This is a genomic window from Acuticoccus kandeliae (assembly GCF_003073115.1).
The window spans coordinates 223,311-245,246 of the sequence record NZ_QBBV01000005.1; the positions used below are offsets into that span (position 1 = coordinate 223,311).

The 21,936-nt window shown below is 67.5% G+C and carries 14 protein-coding genes; 10 read left to right on the top strand and 4 right to left on the bottom strand.

Annotated features, from left to right (window positions below; translation table 11 throughout):
* Positions 1 to 74 precede the first annotated feature (74 nt).
* From DBV35_RS27815 to DBV35_RS27860, 10 genes are all read left to right on the top strand, one after another.
* On the top strand, positions 75 to 1,052 hold the full coding sequence (locus tag DBV35_RS27815; RefSeq protein ID WP_170135061.1) for a GntR family transcriptional regulator: 978 nt from the start codon (positions 75 to 77) through the stop codon (positions 1,050 to 1,052).
* Between the two features lie 62 nt (positions 1,053 to 1,114).
* Positions 1,115 to 2,329 carry an aminotransferase class I/II-fold pyridoxal phosphate-dependent enzyme gene (locus DBV35_RS27820; protein WP_108663679.1) on the top strand — a complete coding sequence of 405 codons (1,215 nt, stop codon included), beginning with the start codon at positions 1,115 to 1,117 and terminating at the stop codon, positions 2,327 to 2,329.
* 31 nt (positions 2,330 to 2,360) lie between these two features.
* Complete coding sequence (locus DBV35_RS27825) at positions 2,361 to 3,494, top strand: M20 family metallopeptidase (RefSeq protein WP_108663680.1); 1,134 nt, start codon at positions 2,361 to 2,363, stop codon at positions 3,492 to 3,494.
* A 181-nt stretch (positions 3,495 to 3,675) separates the two neighbouring features.
* A complete protein-coding gene (locus DBV35_RS27830) occupies positions 3,676 to 4,608 on the top strand; it encodes a 2-hydroxyacid dehydrogenase (protein ID WP_108663681.1) in 933 nt (310 codons plus the stop codon).
* A 315-nt stretch (positions 4,609 to 4,923) separates the two neighbouring features.
* Positions 4,924 to 8,787: a hydantoinase B/oxoprolinase family protein gene (locus DBV35_RS31215; protein WP_108663682.1), complete on the top strand. Its 3,864-nt coding sequence runs from the start codon at positions 4,924 to 4,926 to the stop codon at positions 8,785 to 8,787.
* A gap of 34 nt (positions 8,788 to 8,821) precedes the next feature.
* Positions 8,822 to 10,948 (top strand): rhodanese-like domain-containing protein, encoded by a 2,127-nt coding sequence (locus tag DBV35_RS27840; RefSeq protein ID WP_170135062.1) that lies wholly within the window; start codon positions 8,822 to 8,824, stop codon positions 10,946 to 10,948.
* Positions 10,945 to 12,144 (top strand): cystathionine beta-lyase, encoded by a 1,200-nt coding sequence (gene metC / locus DBV35_RS27845; RefSeq protein WP_108663684.1) that lies wholly within the window; start codon positions 10,945 to 10,947, stop codon positions 12,142 to 12,144. The genes DBV35_RS27840 and metC overlap by 4 nt, the downstream gene beginning before the upstream one ends.
* 79 nt (positions 12,145 to 12,223) lie before the next feature.
* Complete coding sequence (locus DBV35_RS27850; RefSeq protein WP_108663685.1) at positions 12,224 to 12,979, top strand: amino acid ABC transporter ATP-binding protein; 756 nt, start codon at positions 12,224 to 12,226, stop codon at positions 12,977 to 12,979.
* A gap of 185 nt (positions 12,980 to 13,164) precedes the next feature.
* A complete protein-coding gene (locus tag DBV35_RS27855) occupies positions 13,165 to 13,980 on the top strand; it encodes an ABC transporter substrate-binding protein (RefSeq protein WP_157962024.1) in 816 nt (271 codons plus the stop codon).
* Positions 13,981 to 14,164: 184 nt separating this feature from the next.
* Positions 14,165 to 14,905 (top strand): amino acid ABC transporter permease, encoded by a 741-nt coding sequence (locus DBV35_RS27860; protein ID WP_205648913.1) that lies wholly within the window; start codon positions 14,165 to 14,167, stop codon positions 14,903 to 14,905.
* Between the two features lie 120 nt (positions 14,906 to 15,025).
* Here the strand turns inward: DBV35_RS27860 and DBV35_RS27865 are convergent, their stop codons facing one another.
* From DBV35_RS27865 to DBV35_RS27880, 4 genes are all read right to left on the bottom strand, one after another.
* Entirely contained in the window at positions 15,026 to 15,865 is an 840-nt protein-coding gene (locus DBV35_RS27865) for a maleate cis-trans isomerase family protein (RefSeq protein ID WP_157962025.1), read from the bottom strand.
* A gap of 126 nt (positions 15,866 to 15,991) precedes the next feature.
* Positions 15,992 to 17,062, bottom strand: a complete 1,071-nt coding sequence (locus DBV35_RS27870; RefSeq protein WP_157962026.1) for a hypothetical protein — start codon at positions 17,060 to 17,062, stop codon at positions 15,992 to 15,994.
* The gene (locus tag DBV35_RS27875; protein ID WP_108663689.1) at positions 17,059 to 18,309 is read right to left on the bottom strand and encodes a S8 family peptidase; all 1,251 of its coding nucleotides are present in this window, start codon (positions 18,307 to 18,309) and stop codon (positions 17,059 to 17,061) included. The genes DBV35_RS27870 and DBV35_RS27875 overlap by 4 nt, the downstream gene beginning before the upstream one ends.
* A 20-nt stretch (positions 18,310 to 18,329) precedes the next feature.
* The gene (locus DBV35_RS27880; RefSeq protein WP_170135063.1) at positions 18,330 to 21,548 is read right to left on the bottom strand and encodes a glucosaminidase domain-containing protein; all 3,219 of its coding nucleotides are present in this window, start codon (positions 21,546 to 21,548) and stop codon (positions 18,330 to 18,332) included.
* Positions 21,549 to 21,936: the final 388 nt, after the last annotated feature.

The window sequence follows — 21,936 nt, forward strand, 5'->3', positions numbered from 1 at the left end:
CCCGCACCGCAGCGAGACGCCAGCCCATGTCAAGCGCCACACCGGTCGGCCGTACAGGCGCCAAGAGCCGCCGTATGCTCGCCAATCAGATTCTCGACCTCGTGCGCGACAAGCGCATGGAGCGCGGTGACCGTCTCGTCGAAAGCGTGCTGGCCGACATTTTTACCGTCTCGCGCACGCCCGTGCGGTCCGCGCTGGCGCTGCTCTGCGAGGAAGGGATCGCCGAGGCGCGACCCAATCATGGCTATTTTCTCCTGAAGGATTGGATCGCCCTCAAGTACGTGGTGTTCGACGTGCCGCCGAGCGCGGAGGACGACGTCTACCAGCGGATCATTGGCGACCGGCTGGCGGAGGCCATCCCCGCCTCCGTCACGCAGGCCGCGCTGCTTGAGCGCTATGGCGCGAACCGCGCGACGCTGATCAAGACGCTGGCGCGCATGTCCGAAGAGGGCATCATCACGAAGAACAAGGGGCATGGCTGGACGTTCGCGACCACTTTGGACTCCGGAACGGCCCTCAAGGCCTCCTACGAGTTTCGCATGACAGTGGAGCCTGCCGCCATCGACCTCGATACGTTCGAGGTCGACATCCTTGCTCTCGACCGCGTGCGGTCGCACCACCTGTGGCTGCTCGAGCAAGGGAAAGACGTCTCGGCCGCCAGCTGGCAGCTCTTCGAGATCGACGCCAAATTCCACGAAGCCATCGTCGGCTTCTCCGGCAACGCCTTCTTCATCCAGGCGGTGCAGCAGCAGAACCGGCTGCGGCGGCTTTTCGAGTATCGCGGCTACGTGGATGTCGAGCGGGTCCGGGTCTGGATCAAGGAGCATCTGGCCATCATCGACGCCTTGTTCGCGCAAGATCGCGCCGCCGCGCGGACCCTCCTGCGCAACCATCTGGAGAAGGCCTACCGAGCGGGCCTCGCCCTTGCGGAGCGGGGCGAAGCTGCGTCGCCGAGCGCACCCGGCCGGGCGTCCGAGACGCCGTCCGATGATGACGCGCGCGATTCGACGCGCCGGCGCCGCGCAAAAACGGGTCGACAAGCATCGTCCTAAGCTGCAGTGGACTTGCGATTGCACATTAGTTGTCATTTAGTGCAGTGCGACAGTGAGGACACATGCTCGATCAGCCGCCCCTTCAGCTCGCACCGCGGGTCAGCCGCCTGCGCCGCTCGCCAACCGCCGCGATCTCCCAACGTGTTGCAGAACTCGCCGCACAGGGCCGGAGTGTGACCAATCTCGGCGAAGGCGAGCTCGACTTCGACACGCCCCAATTCATCCGGGAGGCCGCGCATGCGGCGATCGAGTCGGGCCAGACGAAGTACACCGCAGTCTCCGGCACGCCGGCGCTGAAAGACGCGATCGTCCGAAAGTTCGCCGACGACAATGGGCTGACCTATCGCACCGACGAGGTCATCGCGGGAGCCGGCGCGAAGCCGCTCATCCTCAATGCGCTGATGGCGACCGTCAGCGAGGGCGACGAGGTGATCATTCCGGCGCCCTACTGGGTCAGCTATCCGGACATGGTCAGCCTCTGCGGCGGCACGCCCGTCATCGTCGAATGTGCGCGCGACACGTTCCTGCTGTCGCCCGACGCGTTGGAGGCGGCGATCACCGAACGCACCTGCTGGCTGATCCTGAACTCCCCCAACAACCCCTCGGGCGCGCTCTATTCGCGTGAGGCTCTGGCGGCTCTCGGAGAGGTGCTCCTGCGTCACCCGCACGTCCTCGTGCTCTGCGACGATATTTACGAGCATCTCGTCTACGGGAACGGCGTGTTCGCCACCCTCCCCGAGGTCGTGCCGGCATTGAAAGACCGCTGTCTCGTCGTCAATGGCGTCTCCAAGGCCTATTCCATGACCGGCTGGCGGCTCGGCTACGCCGCAGGGCCGCGCACGCTCATCGCGGCGATGGACACGCTCCAGTCACAGTCCACCACCAACGCCTCCTCGATCAGCCAGGCCGCCGCCGTCGCGGCGCTGAGCGAGACGCGCTCCTTCCTCGGTGACTGGATGGCGCGATTGACCGAACGTCGCGCCATCGTCCTCGACGCCATCTCACGGACACGGGGACTGTCGGCAGACCCGCCGGGCGCGGCATTCTATGTTTACGCCTCCTGCGCCGGATTGATCGGCTGCAAGACGCCGGACGGGCGAGAGCTGGCGAACGATCTCGACGTGGCGACCTATCTTCTCGACGAGGCTGGCGTTGGCGTGGTGCACGGGGCGGCTTTCGGCATGTCGCCCTATCTGCGGATTGCCTTCGCCGTTGAAACAGCGACCTTGAAGCGGGCCATGGACGCGATCCAGTCCGCCTGCGCCAAGCTTGTCTGAGGGCACCGCCATGCAATCCGATCTGTCACGGATGGTCGCCGATCTCACCGCGCTCGTGGCGCTCGACACGCAGAATCCCGGCGGCGAGGGCGAGGAGAAGGCGGCGCGCCTCATCGCGGCGGATCTTTCGGCCGCGGGTTATGCGACAACGCTCGTTCCCATCGCGCCGGGCCGGGCCAACGTGGTGGCGACCCTCGTCAATGGCGAGGGGCCGACGCTCGCCTTCAACACCCACATGGACGTCGTGCCGGTGGGAGGCGGTTGGTCGTCGCCTCCGCTGGCGCTGAGGCAGGCGGACGGTAAGCTGTACGGACGCGGCGCGTGCGACGCCAAGGGCCAGCTCGTGGCGATGATGGAAGCGCTCCGCATGCTGGCGGCCGACCGGTCGGCGTGGCGCGGCACGGTGTGCGGCGTGTTCGTCGCCGATGAGGAGGTGGGGAGCGCCGGAGCCCGCCACTTCGCCGCGACCGGGGCGAAGGTGGACTACGCGGTCATCGGTGAGCCGACGTCCAACGCCGTCGTGATCGCCCACAAGGGGTCGATGCGCCCGATCGTGCGCGTGGCGGGCGTGAGTGCGCATTCGGCCTCGCCCGATCTCGGCAGCAACGCGATCTACAATGCCGCCCGGCTGATCCCCCGCTTCGCCGCGCTGCACCACGAGATCGTGCAGAGGGCGCCGCACGGCATGCTCGGCTGCGGCAGCCTCACCCTCACACGGGCCAATGGCGGCACGGCCGACAACATGGTGCCCGATCGCATGGAGCTGATGCTCGACAGACGCCTCGTGCCCGGCGAGAGCGACGAGGCGGCGATCGCAGAGATCGAGGCCGTCCTGACGGCGGCGCGGGCTGACGGCGTGGACGCGGTCATCGATCGCTTCGCGCCCACCACCGGCGGCGCGACCGAGACACCGCCCGACCACCCGATCGTTGCCGCCGCGCGCGCCGCCTCCGAGCGGCATGGCGTGCGCGCTGCCGCACCCGGCGGCTTTCAGGGCGGCTGCGATCTTGTTCACTTCAACGCCATGGGCGCAACGGGGGTCGTCATCGGCCCCGGCGACATCGCCGTCGCCCACAAGCCTGACGAATTCGTCCCCATCGACGAGCTCGCGACCGCACCGTTGATCTATCGGGATCTGGCAACCGCCATGCTGCCGGTGCCTTGACGGCCCATCACTCAAGTCCGCCCGAAGCCAAAGACGAAGGAGAGCACGTGCTCGCGCGTTTCACCCCTGCCGACACGCTCGGCCCTCTCGGCGCTGATCCGCGCGCCGCGGCCGCAGACTTCGGCACTGTCGACAATCGCCGCGTCCGCGACGATGTATGCTTTGACCGGGGAGCCGAAGCGTGAGCGTGACGATCCCATTCGTCGCCCGCGGCGAGGCGAGCGCCTGGGTGGACGCGCTTTCAGCCGCGCTTCCCGGCGTGCGCATCGTGCCGTTCCGGGGAACGACGGCGCAGGAGCGTTCGGAAGCAACGGTCGCCCTCGCCGCCAATCCCGACCCTGCGGAACTCGCGGCGCTGCCCAATCTCGTCTTCGTCCAGAGCCTGTGGGCGGGGGTGGAGCGGATGCTTGCCGAGCTTCCCGAGACCCTGCCGATCGCGCGCCTCGTCGATCCCCAGCTCGCCTTGACGATGGCCGAGGGCGTGCTCGCCTTCACGCTCTATCTGCATCGCGACATGCCCCACTACGCCGCGGCGCAGCGGGACAAGTCATGGCGCCCCGGCCCGATGCGCCTCGCCCGCGACACGCCGGTCGGTATCCTCGGGCTCGGCGAACTGGGTCGCGCTTCCGCAGAGGCGTTGCAGCGCGAGGGCTTCCCGGTTCTCGGATGGAGCCGCTCGGAAAAAACCATTCCCGGCGTTGAGAGCCATTGCGGCGATGACGGGCTGAAGACGGTTCTCGGCAAGAGCGCGATCATCGTCGTCCTGCTGCCGATGACGCCGGACACGCGAGGGATCCTGGGCCGGGAGGCGTTCGACGCGATGACGCCCGGCACCGGCCTCATCAACTTTGCCCGCGGGCCGTTGATCGACACCCCGGCGCTTCTCGATGCGCTCGACAAGAAGCAGGTCTCCCACGCCGTGCTCGACGTCTTCGACGTGGAGCCGCTGCCGGAAGAGAGCCCCTACTGGACGCACCCGGACGTGACGGTGCTTCCGCACATCTCCGCGCCGACCCACAAGGGCACCGCGAGCGCCATCGCCGCAGCCAACATCCGCGCCTTCCTCGACAGCGGGACTCTGCCGCCCGTCGTCGATCGACGCCGCGGTTATTGAGAGAGGCACAGCCGGTGTGCCGACCGGCATGTGTCGCCAGCGAACGGGGCGGCCAACCGTCGCAGGATCACGCCGGCCCCGTTCGAGCTGAACCAATGGGCATCTTGCGGCGCACAAATGCGCCTTGACACCGCCTTGCCTGTAGAATGTATTTTTAGAGCAGAATAAAACGATGCATCGATCGGAGCCGAGTTTGCCTGACGCACAGCATGCGGTTGCCCCTCCAAGGTCGACGGCGGTTTGGGCCTCGATGGAGTGTTTGTCGGTTGGCGCTGCCGATGGCGTCGCTATCACGCATGCGGCTCGGTCGCGCTGATGGCCCAAGACGGACTGACCCGCCTCGCCGCCGACATTGGCGGGACCTTCACCGATGTCGTGCTCGAGGTCTCGGGCCACACCCATTCCGTCAAGGTGCTCACCGACCATGGCGCGCCGGAAAACGGGATCCTGCGCGGCGTGCGCCTCGTGCTCAATCAGGCGGGGGTAGAGGCGGGCGATGTGGATCTGATGATCCACGGCACCACGCTCGCGACCAACGCCATCATCGAGCGGCGTGGCGCGCACACCGCGCTCATCACGACCGAGGGCTTCCGTGACGTTCTGGAGATGGCCTTCGAGCATCGGTTCGACCAGTACGATGTGTTCATCACCAAGCCGAAGCCGCTCGTTCCGCGGGACCTGCGCTTCACGGTCGGCGAACGCCTCGATGCGAAAGGGCGCGTCCTCAAGGCGCTCGACGATGCGCAGGTGGAGCGTCTTGCCGAGACGCTGATCGACGCCGCGGTCGAAAGCGTCGCGGTGTGCTTCCTGCACAGCTACGCCAACTCCGAGCACGAGCGCCGCGTCGCGCAGATCCTCTCCTCTTGCGCCCCGGACCTGCGCGTCACCCTGTCGAGCGAAGTGTGCCCGGAGATCCGTGAGTATGAGCGCTTCACCACGGCCACGGCCAACGCGTACGTGCAGCCGCTGGTGGCGGGGTATCTGGAGCGGTTGAAGGGCGCGATGGAGCGGGACGGGCTCGGCTGTCCCCTCCTCCTCATGACGTCGAGCGGCGGGCTTGTCTCGGTGGAGACGGCCGCGCGCCAGCCGATACGCCTCGTGGAGAGCGGGCCGGCGGGTGGTGCGATCTTCGCCAAGCACGTCGCCGAAACACTCGATCTGTCACGCATCGTCGCCTTCGACATGGGGGGGACGACGGCGAAGGTCTGCCTCATCGACGAGGGCCGACCGACGGTGAGCCGCTCCTTCGAGGTGGATCGCCAGTATTTCTTCCAGAAGGGAAGCGGGCTGCCGCTGCGCACCCCCGTCGTCGACATGGTCGAGATCGGCGCCGGCGGCGGCTCCATCGCCGAGCTCGACGCGCTGGGCGGCGTTGCCGTCGGCCCGCGCAGCGCGGGTTCTGAGCCCGGTCCCGCCTGCTACGGGCGCGGCGGCACCGCGGCGACGGTGACGGACGCCAACGTCATCCTCGGCCGCATCGATCCGGCCCATTTTGCCGGAGGATCGGTCACGCTCGACGAGGCGGCGAGCGAGGCAGCGCTCCACCGCTCGGTCGGCGATCCGCTGAGCCTCGACATGATGACGGCGGCGTTCGCCGTCAGCGAGACCGTCGAGGAGAACATGGCGAATGCCGCGCGCCTGCACGCGACCGAGCGCGGCAGGGAGCTCAGCAATCGCACGCTGATCGCGCTCGGCGGCAGCGCCCCCTTGCATGCGGCGCGGCTCGCCGAAAAGCTCGGCATCGGCGAGGTGGTGATCCCGGCCTTTGCCGGCGTCGGCTCGGCGGTGGGTTTCCTGCGCGCGCCCGTGTCCTTTCACAGCGTTCGCACGATCCTCACCCCGCTCGCCGCCATCGACTTTGCCTCCGTCGAAGCGCTGATGGCGGAGATGGACGCCGAAAGCGCCGAGATCGTGCGCGACGGGGCGCCGGGCGCGGCGGTGACCGTCACCCGCAGCGCCGAGATGCGCTATGCCGGGCAAGGCCACCAGATCACCGTCGAATTGCCGGACACGCCCGTCGCCGAGTGGACGGTGGCGGATCTGACGGAGCGCTTCGAGGCGACCTATTCGGCGCTCTTCAACCGCCTCATCAAGGACGGGCGGATCGAAATCACGAGCTGGCTCGTGCTCTCGGTCGCCGAGATGCCGGCAGCGGATCGTGCCGGAACGGCCGCCGCCGCGTCGACATCGCCGGCGACGGCCGAGGGTATGCGCAGGCTGTACGATCCGCAGGTGAGCGACTACCGCGAGGTGCCGGTCTACCTGCGGAAAAATCTGCGCCCCGGACACCGCATCGAGGGACCGGCCCTCATCGTGGAGGATGAGACGAGCACCGTCGTCACCGGCGCATTCGACGGCCTCATCGAGCCGACCGGAGCGATCCGCCTGACGCGTGCGTCACGCGCAATGGCGGGCGCGGCGCCGGGCGGTTCTCATCGGATCACAACGCATCTTCTCTGGGCGCGGCTGGAATCGGTCGTGGAAGAGCAGGCGCAAGCGCTGCTGCGCACCGCCTTCGGCGCTTCGACCCGCGAGGCGGGCGACCTCTCGGCGGGCATCTACGATGTCGGCGGCCGTATGCTGGCGCAGGCCGTCACCGGAACGCCCGGCCACGTCAACTCGATGGCGCAGAGCGTGGGGCATGTCCTCGCGAAGATCCCGGCCGCCGCCATGGAGCCCGGCGACGTCTACCTGTTGAACGATCCATGGCAGGGGACGGGCCACCTCAACGACATCGTCGTGGTCACGCCCACCTTCCACCGTGGGCGTCACGTCGCCTTCTTCGCCTGCACGCTTCACGTGGTCGACATTGGCGGCCTCGGCATGACGATCGCCAGCCGGCAGATTTACGAGGAAGGGCTTTATCTCCCCGTCGTGCCGATTGTGAAGGCCGGGATCGTCAACGACTGGCTGTTCGACATCATCGGCGCCAACGTGCGCGAGCGCGCGCAGGTCCTCGGTGACATCCAGTCGGAGATCGTCTGCAACGAGCTCGGCGGTCGCCGCCTTTCGGCGATGATGGACGAGTTCGGGCTGGACGATCTGGTGGCGCTCTGGGAGGAAATCCTGGAGCGCTCCCGCAAGGCGGCGCTGGCGGAAATCGCCAAGCTGCCGTTCGGCACCTGGCACAATGAGATGACTATCGACGGGATCGCCGAGCCGATCACGCTCAAAGCGGCGATGACCATCAGCGAGACCGGCATCGACGTGGATTTCTCCGGAACCTCCGGCCGCGTCGATCATGGCATCAATGTCCCGCTGAGCTACACGCAGGCCTATGCCGCCTTCGGCATCAAATGCCTGGTCATGCCGGCGATCCCGAACAATGCGGCGACACTCTCGACCATGCGCATCACCGCGCCGGAACATTCGATCCTCAACGCTCTGCCGCCGGCGCCGGTGCAAGGGCGCGGCACGGTCGGCCAGATGCTGCCCGACGTGATGTTCGGCTGTCTCAGCGCGCCGCTTGCGGGCCGCGTCCCGGCGGAGGGCACCTCCTGCCTGTGGAATCTGTCGATGAGCGGCGGCCTCGGCCGCGTCGACGCCCGGATGGCCGAGCTTGCGGGAGCGACCCCCTTCATGGCGACGGGCCTGCACTCCGGCGGCACGGGCGCACGCCCGACGCAGGACGGGATGTCGGCCACCGCGTTTCCGAGCGGTGTTCGCGCCGTCCCCGTCGAGGTCACCGAGAGCGCGGCTCCGATCCTGGTGCGTCGCAAGGAATACCGGCCCGACAGCGGCGGCGTCGGCACCTTCCGCGGCGGGCTGGGGCAGATCATGGAAGTTGCGAGCGCGGAGGCGAAACCGTTCTCGCTCAACATGAACTATGATCGTGTCCTTCACCCGCCGCGAGGGCGCAACGGGGGCGGTGCCGGCCTGACGGGGCGCGTGCATTTCGCGTCAGGGGCGGTCCCGCCGGGCAACGGGAAGGGCAAGATCACCATTCCGCCGGCAGACAGCGTGATCGTCGAGATGCCGGGCGGCGGCGGTTTCGGCGATCCTCTGGAGCGCGATCCGGCCCTCGTCGCGCAGGACGTGCGCGCAGGTTTCGTGAGCGTGGCGGCGGCGCGCGAGCACTACGGCGTCATCGTGACCGCCTCCGGGGATGTCGACGACCGCGCCACGGTGCTGTGCCGCGCGGACCTTCGCTCCGGGGTCGAGCGCGGCGACGCCGCGTGAACTTCCGGTGATCGCACGAGAGGACGAGCAGCCAATGTCGGCGATGCAGGCGCGATATGACGCCGTGATGCAATTCATGGACGCGGTGAAGTCGAAGGTCGGCAACGGCAAGCCCTCGCGCGAGGATCTGGAATCGATTGGCGCGGCGTTGCATGGCCTTGCCCAGCGCAAGGAGCTCTTCCCGCCGGAAGAGTTCACCGTGGATGCGGACCGCCTCGCCTGCGACTTCCGCCTCGCCGAAGACCGCGACCATCGCTTCGCGCTCTACGCCAGTGCCAGCCGGCCCAATCGCGCCACGCCGCCGCACAACCACGAAACCTGGGCGATCATCGCCAGCGTTAGGGGCCTGATGCGCAACTCGATCTTCCAGCGGATCGACAATCAGGAGGAAGACGGCGTCGGTCGGCTGGAGCTATTGCGCGAGGTCGACGTCGCAGGCGACGAGTACGTCTGCTTCACCGGCGACGACTTCCACGCCATCGAAGTCTTCGGGCCGGACGAGACGCTGCATCTCCATCTCTACGGGGATGCATTGGACCATCAGCCGAACCGCATCCGCTTTTCCGACCGCGAGGGCGGGGCCTACCGGATCTACGAGGCGCCCCCCCACATCAGCACGCCGAAGATCGCCCCTCGCGCGCTCGCAAGGCTGTTGCAGAGGCCGGGTGAGATCGCCGTGGTCGACGTTCGCGAGATCGAGGAGTTTTCCAGCGAAGGCCATCTGCTTGCCGCCGTGTCGCTGCCTGAGAGCCAGATCGAGATCCGTGCCAGCGCTTTGATGCCGCGCCGCGACGTGCCGGTTATCGTCACCGACGCCGACGGCGGCCCGCTCGCAGTGGCAGCCTCCCGGCGTCTGTTCGAGCTCGGGTGGAAGAACATTTCCATTCTCGATGGCGGCGTCGCGGCTTGGGCTGAGAGCGGCGGCGAGGTGTTTCAGGGAATCGGCGTCCTCAGCAAGGCGTTCGGTGAGGCGGTGGAGCAGACGCGCGCCACGCCGCGGATCAGCGCCCCCGAGTTGAAGGCGAAGATGGACAGCGGCGCACCCGTGGTGGTCGTCGATTGCCGGCCGACTTCCGAATTTGCGGCCCGCACCATCCCCGGCGCCTACAACGCGCCCGGCGTCGACATCGTGTCGGCGAAAGCGGCGCTGGAGGCTCACCCCGAAGCGAGCGTCGTCGTGACCTGCGCCGGACGCACCCGCGGTCTCCTGTCGACGGAGTGGCTACGCGACATGGGCCTCGCGAACCCTGTCGCCGTTCTGGAAGACGGCATCTCCGGTTGGCGCCTTGCAGGCTTCGACACCGCCAGCGGCGCCGAGGCGCGACGGCTCGAAGGCGGCGCCGTCACACCTGCCGGCCGGCTCCCCGATGGCGTGCACGCGATCGATCGCGAGTCACTCGCCGCGCTGGAAGCCGATACATCGCGCACGCTCTACCGTTTCGATGTGCGGGGACCGGACGAGTTCGCGGCCGGTCACCTCCCAGGTTTCCGTTCGGCCCCCGGCGGCCAGCTCCTGCAGGCGAGCGACGCGTTCATGGCGGTGCGCGGCGCACGCATCGTGCTCGCCGACGATGACGGGGCGCGCGCTCCGCTCACGGCTGCGTGGCTCGTGCAGATGGGGGTCGGCGACGTGTTCGTCATCCGCTTCGACCCCTCTGCGCCGGGAATGCACGTCGGCCGCGAGCTGCCCCCTGTGCTCGAGCCGGTGGACATCGACACCATTGCGCCCGCGGCCCTGCGCGAGGCCCTCGCGGCTGGCACCGTCACCCTGTTCGATGTCGCCTCGAGCGATGACTATCGCGCCGGCCACATTCCCGGCGCGGCATGGGCGCTCCGCAACCGGCTTGGCGACGTGCCGGGTGACGGCAGCGTGGTGGTGACGTCGCGCGATGGGATCTTGGCCGGCTACACGGTCGATGACCTCGCGCGCCGGGGCATTCCGGCGCGCGCGCTAGCCGGCGGAACGGCGGCGTGGGTCGCCGAAGGTGGTGATTTGGAAGAGGGCGCGACCACGATGCTTCATCCCGCAGTCGATATCTGGCGTTCACCCGGCGACAGGCCCGACGCGAAGGCCGCGATGCGCGCCTATCTGGATTGGGAGCGCCGCCTTCCCGAGCAGATCGCGCGCGACGGGTCGACCCGCTTCAACATCAAATCATGACCGATCGTCGACCGCTCGACGGCCTTCAGACCGAGACGCTGCTGGCTCACCTCGGACGCGATCCCGAACGGCATTTCGGTGCGTCCAACACGCCGGTCTACCGGGCCAGCACCATCGCCTTCCCCACGGTGGAGGCGATGGAGGAGGCGCGGGCCGACAGGTTCAACCGCGTCACCTATGGCAGCTGGGGCACGCCGACGAGCTACGATTTCGAGGACGCCGTCTCCGCGCTCGAAGGTGGCCACCGGGCGATATCCTTCCCGACGGGGGTCGCCGCGCTGACCTGCGCCGTCCTCTCGCAGGTGGGACCCGGCGACCATATCCTGATGACGGACGGCGCCTACGCGCCGCTGCGACGGCTCGCCGACGGCTATCTCGCCAGGAACGGCATCGAGGTCACGTTCTACGATCCGCGCATCGGTGCCGCGATCGAAAAGCTGATGCGGCCGAACACACGCCTCGTCTATGTCGAGTCGCCGTCCTCCCATACCTTCGAGCTGCAGGATATCGACGCCATCGCCGGCGCGGCGCACGAGCACGGCGCGCTGGTTCTGTGCAACAATTCCTGGGCGACGCCGCTCTTCTTCAAGTCGTTCGACCACGGCGCCGACATCACCGTGCACGCCGCGACCAAATATATCGGCGGCCATTCCGATCTGATGCTGGGCGTCCTCGTCGCGAGCGAGCCTCTCTACGTGCCGATCCGCACCTTCGCCTCGGATTTCGGCTACGCCGTCGGGCCGGATGACGTCTATGCCGGACTGCGCGGCCTCCGAACGCTCGACGTGCGCATGCAGCGTCATCAGGACAACGGCCTCAAGGTCGCGCGGTGGCTGGCGGACTGCCCGCAGGTCGCGCGCGTCTTGCACCCAGGCCTGCCGGAGAGCCCCGACCACGCGGTGTGGCAACGCCTTTATCGCGGCGCGAGCGGGCTTTTCGCCATTGAGCTCAAACCCGTTTCCAAGGAAGCGGTCGATACGTTCCTGGCGAGCCTCGCGCTCTTCGCGATCGGCGCGAGCTGGGGCGGGTACGAGAGCCTCGCGCTCCCCGTCGCGCCTCACGCCGTGCGCACGGCGGTGCCGTGGGATGCCCCCGGGCCGCTCGTCCGCCTCAGCGTGGGGCTGGAAAATGCCGACGATCTCATTGCCGACCTCGAACGAGGGCTCGGGCACTTGAGTGCGGCCGCGTCCAAGTGAGACCCTGCGGTGCTCCATCCGAAATTTGCCAGACCGTCGGCCGAACGAACCCAAATCACCTGATCAGGAGCATCGCCCCATGAGCAACACCGATCCCGGCGCGGCACCGCTCATCGAAGCGGTGAACATCTGCAAGTCGTTCGACGGCGTCCAGGTTTTGACGGACTGCAGCCTTTCCGTCAGCCGGTCCGAGACGATCGTGATCATCGGCCCTTCCGGCTCCGGAAAGTCGACGTTGTTGCGTTGCCTCAACATGCTGGAGCCGGTTTCGAGCGGAAAGGTCCTGTTCGAGGGCCGCGATATCACGCGCGAGCCGAAGAAGGCGCATCTGTTTCGCCAGCACATGGCGATGGTCTTCCAGAATTTCGAGCTGTTCGCGCACCTCACGGCCGTTGAAAACATCATGCTGGCCCCGATCAAGGTCTTGGGCGTCAGCAGAAATGACGCTCACGACATGGCGCTTCAGCTTCTCGGCAAGGTGCAGATCCCGGACAAGGCCGACGCCTACCCGGACGAGATGTCCGGCGGGCAGCAGCAGCGCGTCGCCATCGCCCGCGCGCTCGCGATGAGGCCGAAGGTGGTTCTCTATGACGAGCCGACCTCGGCGCTCGATCCGGAGATGATCCGCGAGGTTCTGGACGTGATGACGGCCCTCAGCGCGGAGGGCATGACGAGCGTCGTCGTGACCCATGAGATGGGCTTCGCCCGCCGCGCAGCCGATCGGATCATCTTCATGGACGGCGGCAGAATCGTCGAAACCGCGCCAGGAGATACATTCTTCGGCGGCGCGGTGGGAGAGCGGACGCGCCGCTTCCTCGACCAGATACTGCACTGACGGGATTTGCAGCACTGCGCGGAAGCCGAGCGTGCGCTGCGCTGACGCGCGATTGCAAGATGCCATGATGCACGCAAGTTGCTTCGTCAGCGCTCACATATTGCTCGAAAATTGAACGCAGCGGCCACTAGGCGATGTCCGGTAAATCGTACAATATGATATCTAATATGCACCGGAGAACCGTCATGACACTACGGATTGGAGCACTTTTCGGCGCTGCAGCGATATGCGCGGCCTGTCTGTCCGGCACCGTCGCCGCGCAGGACATCAAGCCGGGCGAATTGGTCACGCAGGGCAAGCTGACCTACGGGGTGACCCCGGCCTTCCAGCCATTCGAATTCCTGAATGGCGACACCATCGTCGGGTTCGACGTGGAAATGGCTGCGCTGCTGGCTGCGAAGCTGGGCCTCGAGGCCGAGCCGTTGTCGATGGCGTTCGACGGGCTGCTGCCGGCACTGCAGGGCAACCGGATCGATATCATCAACTCAGGGATGTACATCAACGAGAAGCGCCTGGAGCAGGCCGATCTCATCCCCTATCTGCGCGTCGGCCAGGAAATCGTCGTGCGCGCGGGCAATCCCAAGGGGATTCAGAGCCGCGATGACGTCTGCGGCACCCGCATCGGCGTAAGCACCGGCACCATCCAGGAATTGAACGCCAAGGCGGACGTCGCCCGCTGCGCGGAAGCGGGTCGCGAGGCCGTGGAGGTTCTGACCTTCCCGCCGGGCGGCTCCGTCGTCGCGCTGCGCCAGGGCCGCATCGACGTGTACTATATCGCGACGCCCACCGCGGTCGTCCTCGTCGCCGAGCATCCCGAGGCTTTCGAGATTGCCGGCGAGACCTTCGAGGCGAACACCCTGCTCGGCATCGGTGTCGACAAGAGCAAGGCGGAGCTGAAGACGGCGGTCGAAACCGCTCTCGCCGAGATCCGCGAAGACGGGAGCCTGATGGAAGTCGCCAAGAAGTACGGCATTCCCGCCTCCTCGCTGAGCGGCTTCTAGCGCGCTTGCCGCTCGGGTTGGTTCAACCCGAGCGACGCGCTCTCCGGGGCGTGAACCTTCGCAGTCACGGCGCAGGCCGGCCCTCGGGCCGGCTTGCGTGCCAATCGAGCAGGCTGACGCCGCCTGATCAGCAAAGCGCGGTAGAGTAGCGCAGCGCGGCCGATCTTCCGCAGGAGAGCAGACGATGGGCGATATCATGTCGCTGGATTATGTTTGGCAGTTTCTTTTCAGCGCGCCGTTTGCTCGAGGTGCGCTGATGACGATCGTCATCAGCATCCTGTCGTTGATCGGCGGGATGGTGGTGGGGCTGATCCTGGCGCTGCTGCAGGAATCGCGCATCGGCGTCGTGCGCGCCTTCACGATTTTCTACCTGTGGATCTTTCGCGGGACGCCGCTTCTGTTGCAGCTCGTCTTCGCCTTCAACGTGTTGCCATCCTTCGGCATCGTTCTGTCCGGCTTCACTTGCGCAATCATAACCCTCTCGTTGAACGAGGGTGCCTATATGGGCGAGATCATGCGCTCCGGCATTCGCGCCGTGGGACAGGGGCAGCGCATGGCCGGCCGTGCCCATGGGATGCGCGACTGGCAGGTCCTGCGCTGGATCGTTCTCCCGCAGGCGGTGCGGATCATCATCCCGCCGATCGGCAACCAGTTCATCGGCATGCTGAAGATGTCGGCCCTCGTTTCCGTCATCTCCGTGCATGACCTCCTGATGATCGCGAGTCAGACCGCGGCGGGAAGCTTCCGCTATCTCGAAGCCTTCACGGCGGCGGCAATCTACTACCTCGCCCTCACCAGCTTGTTCATGGCAGGCCAGGCCATCCTGGAAAGCAGGCTGAAGCGCCGCGGGAAGTCGACTGCCCCGTGGTGGCGCGGGTGGCAGAAGAAGCTGATCGTCGCCTCGGACGCGGGCGGCGTTCGCTAGAGGACGCCGCGCACGCCACGGCCATTCCGGCCTCACATCGGATATCGGACGACGCGGCCCGTCGATTGAGCCGCGTCCTTGGCCTTTCAAAAGAGCACCAGACGGGCGTCGCCCGCCCGCTTACCGGGTGGCGTGCGAGGTGGCGGCCGGCTCAGCCAGGCTGAAGAGGCGCGCGGCCGTCGCACTGCGCGTGGGGATCGTGTCGTCCTCGGCGATGCCGCCGAGGCGCATAGCGTCCCAGGCGAGGCCCTGATTGCTCGTGACGACAGGGCGCCCCACCGCCTCCTCCAGCGCTGCAATGATGGGCGACACCACCAGCGCCGTGCACGGAATGAACAGCGCGTCCGCATCGCCCGCCAGACGTTCGCCCTCCGCAAGGATCGCTTCCGGAGCCAGCCGGCTCATCGCCGCGCCATCGGGGCAGTAGAAGCCGCCGCACGAGGCGAGGCTGAACCCGTTGGCCGTCAGCGTTTTCGCGATCACGTGGTTGACCGCGTCATGATACGGCGTGAGCACGGCCAGACGCTCGGCGCCGAGCGCCTTCAACGCGCGCATGCAAGCGCTCATCGGGTCGGTCATGGGTACGCCCGGACGCGCCTTCTCCACGATCTCGGCAACCCGCGAAAGACCGATCGCGGCCGCACCGGACGTGCAGCCGACCGCGATGACGTCCAGCCGGTCATCGGGCACGAGTTGAGACACCGCCTCGCCGATGCGGCTTTCGAGCGTGTGGAGGCTCGCGAGCGTGCTCGCCCGTGTCTTCGGCATGCGGGCGGTGTAGACGCCGATACCGGCGCGCGGCAGGAAGGCCCTGAACTCGCCTTCCAAGGCGATGTCATTGGCGAGTGAGACGAGCCCGATCGCGCCGGCGCTGGCCGGACCATCGCCGGCCACCGCCTGGAGATGCTGCCAATGCGGCCCTTGCCCATCCACTTGCTCAGTTGCTGCTTCAAAAGACACTTGTTCACCTGCCTACTTGCCGCGCGTCTAGAGCTCCGGCGGCAACGCCGATATCCGATCGCACTTTATATGACATAAGACACACTAGGGGTGGAACCGCTCTGATCGCCGGATCCCGATCCACGGCTAGACCAGCCCGCCCGTCAGCAGAAAGATCTCGCGCAAGGTGCTGCGGAACTTCTCGGCGACGAGGGCGAACCCCGCGTCGGTGCCGTGGATCTCGTCGGCCCAGTCGCTCACGCGGCGGAGCGTGTCGCGGCAGTCGACCACGAAGATCAGCGTCTCCTCGCTGTCTCCCGCGAGGTCGTGGAGCATGTCGTAGAGCGCGTCGATCAGGATGACCAGAATCTCACGTCTCAGGTCCTGGTCGACGATCCCGCGCGCCACGAACGCGGCGCCCAGCCATTGGTCGCGCGCCGCATAGATCGGCGACCGCAGGTCGTCCGCACCGTTGAACCGGAACGGAAAGGCGAACGGGTAGTCGTAGCCGTGCACGACGATGGGCACGTCGCGCGTCGCGGGGTCGGCCCGGATCGTGGTGACGACGGTGCGATAAAATTCGGCAAGCCTTGCAAGGACGGTCGCCATCATGGCGCCGTCGATATGGTCGCGTGCGCTGCCGCCGGGGATGTTCTGCCGAAGCATCTTCGTCAGCGAGGAGCGTTTCTCTTCGTCCTCGCCGATGATGTCGTTGCCCGCCGCCGAGAACAGGAACGCGGCGGTGCGGCCCGAGAAGCGGCGCAGCGCGTCCATGTATTCGGGCCGGCGCTGGACCATATTCTCCGCCGTGTCCCCCGCCGCGCCGAGGCTCCAGATGAGGTGGTCGCGGCCGAGATGGTCGATGACATCGGTGATGAGGAACGGGAACTGGAACCAGGAATCCCCCTCCGAGACGAGGATCGGCAGCCGCTCTCCGAGCGCAAGGCGCTCGCGGAAGCGGTGCTGGCGCCGCCAACGGGCAAGGCCGTTGCCGATGCCGATCGCGCTCGCCGCCTCGATCTCGTCTGCGCTGACCTCGACGGCCGCGGGGTTCGGGATGACGACCGGATCCAGGGGCCCGCTCGATGGCGCGGCGGTGAGGTAGGGCCGGAGCTCCTCGTCGGGGATCGTCGGATCATGGAGCCGCACGAGGAGTTCGGCATAGGTGATCTTCGGCACGGCTGGTGCCCGTTCCGGGGCTTCGTTGGCGAGTGTCATTGCGGAAGTCCATCGAGGAATGAGTGCGGGAGCTGGACGAGGCCGCGACCTTGCCGCGACGCGTCGAAGCCGAGATCGACGCACGTTTCGAGGAGCGCCTCCTGGAGTTCGGCGAGGCTGATCGCGGGGAAGCGCTCGATGAGGAGAGCGGCGAGTCCGGAGACGATCGGCGCCGCCATCGAGGTGCCGCTCATGAGCTGGTAGCCCCCGCCCGGAACGGCGGAGCAGACATCCTCTCCCGGCGCGACCAGCATCGGGACCGTCGCTTCGACGCCGTCGATCGTCAGCGTGCCGCCGCCGCTCCGGTGCCAAATGTCGCGATCGACCGTCGATGCCCCGACCGAGATGACCTCCGGGTAGTTGCCGGGGCTTCGCGTGGTCTGCGCGCCCTCATTGCCGATCGCCATTACGGAGAGCGTGCCGAGCCGGGCGGCGATCCGCGCCATCAGCCGCATGTTCGGGAAGTAGCCCTGCCGGCCGGCGGACATGTTGAGGATCGCGATGTCCGGGCGCGAGGCCACCCACTCGAGCGCGAGGACGTAGCTCGCGAGCGTCCCCCGCCCGTTCGGGATCATCACGACGCTCGCGATCTTGGCCCCTGGCGCCACGCCGACATTCTGGCCGGCGATGAGGCAGGCGACGTGCGTGCCGTGGCGGTCCGTGTCCTCGGGCACGGGCTGCGGATTCGTCGTCCAATTGTCGAGGTCGAGCGTGCGCGCGTCGATGATCCGTCCGGCAAGTTCGGGCACGTCGGCGACGCCGGTATCGAGGACGGCGACCGTCGTGCCGGCGCCGGTGAGCCCGAACCCCCGGCGCCGCGCGTCGAGGAGGCCGATCGCCTCCAGGTGCCAAAGGTCGTCCTCCGTCACATCGATCGCGCCACCGCCCGCCCCGCCGAGCGCATCGCCGAACTCCGGCGCGATGAGGTCGAGCGGCTCATCGGGCACGAGCTCGCTGTCCGGGCTGATCTCGGCGACCGCGTTCGCCCCGGTCTCGTCCGCCTCGATGATGGTGATGCCGGTCGCGGGCGTGGCGTTCGACGGAGACGCGACGAACGCCACATTCTGCATCTCCGGCCCCATGGCGGCGGCCATGGATTCGAGCGTCCCGGCCCGCTCGAAGCGCGAGCGGCGCGCCTCGATGAGCCGGTCATATCGCTCACGCCGGGCGCCCGGCCCCGCCCTGAGGCGGGGGTCGGTGAGGATGTCGGAATCGGGGTCGTCCTTCGGGACGACGAGATAGCGCATCTAGAGACCCCGCGGATGCATCACGGATTGAGGCGTTCCCAGATCAGCGCCCGGACCCGTTCGAAATCGTCGAAGCGGATCGGATCGGCGCCGACCGCGGCGATGCCGAGCTCGGCAAGGCGCATCGCGTCGGCCCCCGGCGGGCCAAGGAGCTCACCGGCGGCTTCGCCGAGATCCTCCACCACATCGCGCACGCGCAGGTGCGGATCGGCCCCGTTGAGGAGAAGCCACGCGCACGCCGCCGCCGATCCGACGGCCGCGGCCGCGAGGAGCGGCGTCAAACCGGAGCGCGAGAAGGCGTTCACATCCGCGCCGAACTGGACGAGCGCCTCCAACGCCGCGACGTCGTTGCCGAGCGCCGCCTCCACCATCGGCGTGTTGACGCCGACCGTATCGTCGATCGGCACGGCGGATTCCACGAGCACCCGCGCGATCTCGGTCAGCCGCGCGAGGATCGGCTGTCGCGTCTCGAGGTCTTGCCCGATCGCGATCGACCAGGCGAGGCTCCACGCGCTCCAGAGCGTCTCGCCGAAATCGCCGCGGATCTGCGCAAGGTCCGGACCCGGCCGCAGCACATTGTCGAGAAGCCCCCCCGGCGGCCGCCCGAGGATCGAGCTTGCGACGAGAACGGCCTCGATCGCGCCGTGGATCACACCGATCGGGGGTAGGCCTGCGGCGTCGCTCGGCGTGAGGATCTCCTCCGCCATGGCAAGGTCGGCTTGCGCGAAGGCGGCCTCGGTCGGCGCGGCTTCGCCGAGCGAGTCGAGCGGCCCGGCGGCGCCGGCCGGACCCGATGCCGGCCCCGGCTCGCCCACGATCTCCAGGATCGCCCCCGGAATGCCGGCATTGTTGCCGGTCGGAAAGCGACCGCCCAGCGCGTTCCGCATCGCGTCGATGATGGCGATTACACGCGTGCGGCTGTCGCGATAGTCCATCGCTCCGTTCGCACCGCTGAGGGGCGTCGACGGATTGATGCAGCCGATGCTCCAGACGTAGTTCTGACCCGGGTGGAGGAGGATGCCCGCCCGGCTGCGGGTCTCGCCGACCCGTATCGACGGCATGGGCGGATGGCGCACCCCGTCGTTCGACGAGAAGCCGATGGTCTTGAACTTGGTGACCCCGCCGATGGTCGCCGACCCCGCGTGCGTGAAGAGCGGGTAGCGCCCCTCCCGGATCCGCCGGTGAAAGCGCACCCCGTCCGAGCTGTTGTCGCCCGGCCCCTGCCGCTCGAAGGTCATGCCGGTGAGGCCGCCGACGGGATTGCCGTCGACGAAGAGCTGGTACTCGCCGACCGTGCGGTCGTGCGACATCCCGGCCCTCCGCTCGGAGCGGATGCGCTTGATCCGCAGGACGACGCCCTGCCCCACCGGGATCACCGGCTCTGAAGGACCGTCCGTCGCCGGGCCCGGCCGGCTGTCCGTCACCGGGTCGGCCGGACGGCTCGGCGCGCGCCCGATCCGCTCGCAAATGCCGATGATCTTCTCGGCATATTTCGGATCGCCGGGCCGCCATGTCCGCGCGAGAAACTCCGCGAAAGCGTTGACGCTTTGCGCGTGATCGCGCCACCCGGCGAAGGCCGGATCATTGTCCAAGCGGGCGATGACGCCGTCGACGAAGGCCGCAGGCGACAGGAAGCGGCAGAAATCCCCGCGTGAGGGGTCCACCGGGTGCGGGACGCGGGCGGCGCGCCCCTCGAAGAGATCCGACCAGGCGATGCCGGCGAAATTGAAATGGATCAGCGCGAGATCGGAACGCCCCCAGTTGGACTCGAGCGCCCATTGCGCCGCGAGCGGGAGACGCACCGCGGCAAGGTCCGTCTTGTCGTCCAGAACCGCGCCGACAAGATCGATGAACGTCGCCGTCGCGCCGGCGGCTGCGACGGCGGCCGGATCGGGGCGCTTCCCATCCGTCGCCTCCGCCTCCGGCTCGACGGCCGGTGGCTGGACGTCGCCGGCCGCGACGAGCGTTCCGTCCGCGCGGGCAAGGCCCGCCGCGATGAGCCGGCCTTCGATGGCGATCACGCGGCTCGCATAGCCCGGCTTCGTCGCCCACTTGCGCCCGATGAAGCGGATGAACTCGTGGGGAGAGATGGCGGCCTGATCCCGCCAGCCGGCATAGGGCGAGCGGTCCAGGAACATGAAGTAGCCGACGATGAAATCGGCGACCGAGTTGAAGCGCAGGTACATGCTCGGCCCGTCGTGGGCGTTGTACTGCACCTTAGCGGCCGGAACCTCGCGGATGATCCGGTCGACCTCGGCGATCGCCTTCATCCCGGCGAAATTGAAGTGTTGGCGCGCGAGCTCCGAGCTCCCCCACCCGCTCTCTTCGATCCACTGGCTGAGGGTGATCGCCTTCAGGCTCGCGGCCGCCGCGTCGGAAAGGCCCTCCACCTTCAACGTCATCGACCGGTAGACGTCGAGGAGCTGACGGAATAGCGGCTCGTCGGGGATGTCGGGAGACGTCGTGCCCTGGACGACGGGCTCGCCGCCACCGACCACAGGCGGCTCGACAGTCCCGGTGGCCGGCTGGCGTCCGGTGAAGGCCGCGAATGACGCGATGATGCCGTCGGCAAGGTCGTCCTTGTGTCGGATCCCGAGCGCCGCATCGGCCGGATTGTCGCCGAAGAACGGCTCGATCAGCGCCGAGGGGTGAAATTGGGTGACGTTGCTGACCCCGCGCGGATAGCCGCTGTTGGGTCCGGGGATGATGATCCCCCGGTCCTCGAACCGCCCCTGCCGGTTGAAGACGCGAACCTGCATGTCCTGGAGAAGTCGCGCCCATGCCTTCGACCGTTCCGCGCCGTAGAGGACGAGCGAACCGCGCGCCGACGGCCCGCCATTGAAGTGAAGCTCGATTGCGGCTTCCGGCCCCCAGGCGGCGACCTGCTGGTAGGTCGCGGCGATGCCGAGCCCGTCACGCCGGAAGATCGCGCACCGGAATCCCGCCCGATCCGCGCGCGCCTTGATCCGGTTCGCAAGATCGGTGTTCCAGGCGTATTCGTGTTCTTCGTTGAGGCCGGTCGCCGGGTCGTCGCGCGGCATGGGCGGGCTCGCGCCGCCGTTGCCCTGGGCGAGCGCGGTGTGGCCGATCACGACCGCGAGCCCCTCTGCGGCGAGCGCGTCGGATGGCGGCGGCGGGGGCTCGACCCGCAGCTGCGGGCTCAACGCGTCAAGCTGATCCTCAAGCTCCTCCTGCACGGCCCGCTCGCGGTCAAACGCAAGCTGCGACCGCGCGAGCATCTCCAGCCCCGGCGGCATGGCGAGAGGCGGGACAGCTATGTTTGTTTCGGAGTTAGTTATTGAAGACTTGAGTAAATCAGAATTCATGACGGCGCTCCCTTGTTTCGGAACGGCTTCTTCTGACAGGTTTAATGTAACACGGGAGAATATGCTTTACAAATGGGCGAAAAACGCTATATTTGCTTGCACTTGAACATAAAGTTCAAATGAAAATTTGAGTAATAGGCAACTTACAGTAGGTGGTAATTTAGAAAGCGAGATCAAGTCACTTTTCTCGGGGGAATGGAAAGTGAAAGCGGCACATGCCGGCTTCTCTGTCGTGACTCTCACCGCGCCACCCAAGTTGGATGGCCGAACACAGAGTGCGAGGGCTGCCTGATGCGGGACG